The sequence below is a fragment of the Pseudoduganella buxea genome, from assembly GCF_009720835.1.
In the GTDB taxonomy this organism is placed as follows: Bacteria; Pseudomonadota; Gammaproteobacteria; order Burkholderiales; family Burkholderiaceae_D; genus Rugamonas; species Rugamonas buxea.
In genome coordinates this window covers 1-2,088 of sequence record NZ_WNKZ01000194.1, presented here as the reverse complement: position 1 = coordinate 2,088, position 2,088 = coordinate 1, and the positions used below count along the sequence as shown (strand labels likewise).

Sequence of the window (2,088 nt, the reverse complement as noted above, 5' to 3'; positions counted from 1 at the left end):
AGCGCGGCCGGGTTGGCCCAGCCCAGCGACTGGCCCCGCAGGGCGGCGGGCAGGCGCGCGGCCCACTGGCCGAAGCCTTCGCAGCCGTCGCAGCCGCTGACGGCCACGTACACGGGCAGCGCCAGCCCGAGGCGCTGCTGGATGTCGTCCAGCTTGCGGTACATCCTGTCGCCGTCGGCACTGTCCCGGTCCAGCGCGGCCAGCGGCATCACCCACACGACGGCGTCCAGCGCGCGCAGGCCGCGGCGCCGGTCCAGCAGGCGCAGGAAATCCGTCCACGGCGCGCCATCGGCGGCCCAGGCGGCGGCAGGCAGTTCGAAGGCGCAGCCTTCGGTGCCGCGCCACCAGCCGCTGTCGATGCCGCCCGCCACCACGACCGGCTCGAGACCGGCGCCGCGCAGCAGTTCGCTCTTGCCGCCGCCGGCCGGGCCGCACACCAGCACGCAGGGCCGTTCGTACCGGTAGTCGGCATCGCGCGGGTACAGCGCGCGCAGCGCGGCATCGAAAACGGTCCGCTTCAATGGCGCCACCGGCTGCGTGGCGGAGGTAGTGGAGGTGGCGGCCGGTGCGGCGCGTCGGCGCCGCCACAGCCACAGGCCGCCCAGCACCAGCACCGCCAGCAGCACCAGCAGCACGAGCAACAAGCCCTGCGCCAAGGTCGGGCCCATGCTCAGGCACTCCCCGGCAGATTGCGCAGTACCCCGGCCAGATCGGCCCGCAGGTAGAGCCACAGCACGAGCGACAGCAGCAGCGGCACGGCCAGCAGGCTTGAGGCAACCAGGTAGACGCGCAGGCGTCCGGCCAGGCTGCGCTGGTGCGGCTCGGCACGCGCCAGGTTTTCCTCGCGCGCCTGGGCCAGCACGAAAGCCGGATCGTCCAGCGACGGCTGGTCCGGATACAGCCAGGCGAACAGCGCGGCGCGGCGCTGCGCCAGCTCGGCGGCGCCGTCCGGGCGGTCGCGCAGGCGCCCGGCGAAGCCAAGGGTCAGGCAGTACAGGTAGATTTCGCCGATCTCGCGGCTGGCACGCTCGCCGCTGCGCGCGGCCGCGTCCATCCGTTCGAACAGGCGCGTGCCGCCGCTGCGGGTCTTGAAGACGCGCCATTCCAGCAGGTGTTCGGACCATGCGCCGCGTCCGGCCCAGTTCTCGTTCAGCAGCGTTTCGTCCACCAGCACGGCAAAGGCGTATTGCAGGGCCTCGGACTGGTCGGCCGAACCGGCCACGTGACGCAGCGCGCTGCGCCGGGCCAGCGCCAGGTGGATGTCCCACAGCGCGGCACCGAACTGCACGGCGGCCTGGTTGGCCTGCTCGTCGCTGACGGCACCGGCGATGGCGCGCGGCTGGGCGTCGAGCAGCTCGCGCACGGCCTGGTAGGCCTCGCGGAACACGAGGCCCAGCGGGTTGGCGTCCAGCGCCCAGACCGGCGTGGCAGTGGCGTCAGCGCTGCGCATGGGCCCTGTCCTCGCGGCGCAGCAGCAGCTCGATGCCGAGCGGCTCGACATAGCCTTCGGCGCTGCCGCCCTGGCCGCCGATGCGCAGCGGCAGGGCCGGGTCGAAGTATTCGGCCGCGTCGCCGCCGACGACGAGCTGGAACAGCGTGCGGCTGCTGTCGCCGCCCATGCGCCGGGCCGCGTCGGCGCTCAGCTGCGTGGTGCCGATGCCGCGCGTGCGCCGCCGCTGCGGGCCGGCGCCCTTGCCGACCGAGCAGACCAGGGCTTCGTCGAGCCAGCGTGCCATGTCCTCGTCGCTGGCCCGGGCCGGCTTGTGCAGCGCGATCACGTACGGCGGCGCGGCATCGAGGAAGCCCGCCGCGATCTCGAACTCATGCCGGCCCAGGGCGACGAACGGGGCCCAGTCGAAGTCCGGCGCCAGGCGCTCGCGCAGCGCTTCGAGCTGGGCCAGCAAGGTATCGAAGGAGCTGCCCAGGTCGCGGTAGTCGAACGGCGGCACGGGCGGCAGCGCGGCCTGGCCGATGCCCGCCGCCAGCGCCCCCAGCAGGCCGGCCAGCTGCGCGAACAGCGCCTGCGGGTGGGCCGTGCCGTCCAGGTAGAGCGCTTCCAGTTCGAACAGCCGCGCCGCCAAGACGGGC

Annotated in this window: 3 protein-coding genes; all 3 read right to left on the bottom strand. The window is 74.0% G+C overall.

Features of this window, described 5'->3' with window-relative positions:
* On the bottom strand, nt 1-668 hold a 668-nt coding region (locus tag GM672_RS27475), incomplete at its 3' end, for a type VI secretion protein IcmF/TssM N-terminal domain-containing protein (protein WP_229417984.1).
* A gap of 2 nt (nt 669-670) precedes the next feature.
* Nucleotides 671-1,450: a DotU family type IV/VI secretion system protein gene (locus tag GM672_RS27470; RefSeq protein WP_170300282.1), complete on the bottom strand. Its 780-nt coding sequence runs from the start codon at nt 1,448-1,450 to the stop codon at nt 671-673.
* The coding region (locus tag GM672_RS27465) for a type VI secretion system baseplate subunit TssK (RefSeq protein WP_155473666.1) at nt 1,437-2,088 on the bottom strand (652 nt) is incomplete at its 5' end. The genes GM672_RS27465 and GM672_RS27470, both read right to left, overlap by 14 nt.

What these genes read in the sequence shown, in the direction of transcription:
- GM672_RS27470 (WP_170300282.1), bottom strand. Translation starts at nt 1,450, where the DNA reads ATGCGCAGCGCTGACGCCACTGCCACGCCGGTCTGGGCGCTGGACGCC.